Source organism: Streptomyces polyasparticus, from assembly GCF_014493765.1.
GTDB lineage: Bacteria > Actinomycetota > Actinomycetes > Streptomycetales > Streptomycetaceae > Streptomyces > Streptomyces polyasparticus.
In genome coordinates, this window is sequence record NZ_JACTVJ010000157.1 from 1 (window position 1) to 603 (window position 603).

General features: G+C 45.3%; 2 protein-coding genes. Both read left to right on the forward strand.

The genetic code is table 11. From position 1 onward, the window contains the following. The coding region (locus H9Y04_RS49280) for a hypothetical protein (RefSeq protein WP_214662318.1) at positions 1-316 on the forward strand (316 nt) is incomplete at its 5' end. Positions 317-384: 68 nt separating this feature from the next. Continuing rightward, positions 385-603, forward strand: a 219-nt coding sequence (locus H9Y04_RS49285; RefSeq protein WP_498067177.1) for a hypothetical protein, incomplete at its 3' end; no start/stop codon positions are given.

A 603-nucleotide genomic window follows, 5' to 3' on the forward strand; every position in this document is an offset into this window, starting at 1 on the left:
TCTGGACCTCAATTGGATCACCTCGTCGTTAATATCGTCATGCTCGTCTCTTGGCGGAACAGATACTACGGCGCAAGTACATCCCTACCAATTCACCAATTTTATCTTGCGAAAGGCTGTAGAAGATGCCAATGGTGCGTTGGAACTAATACTCGGTAAGGTGGACGAAATCCAGTTTTCGTTGGATTCCGGGGCTGCTACCGGAGTCACCTATAAACCTACTAGTGCCAAGGCAAACGAATCGTTTTCTAATAAAGTTGTTGAGCTTGAAGCCGATCTGATCACAATGTGCCAGATTGTCCGATTTCCGGTTTAAGGGCTCATTCCATCACCATAAGTCCATTCAAAGACCAACCGGTATCACCATATGCCATTTTCACTGAATTGAAAACCGGTCCTTCCCTGTACACTTCACCAGAGATTTATGCCCGTAAGGATGAGGTGTATGTGTGTGGAGAAGGAGACTCGGCTGTAGATGTTCCGGAAACCACAGATGATGTGGAAGTGGTCAAATCCAAGTGTGATGAACTTTATGTGCAAGTTGCAAAAATGTCTTCAAACTTGCGAAAGGGCACCATCTTGAAACGTCAAGCATGTTACTTG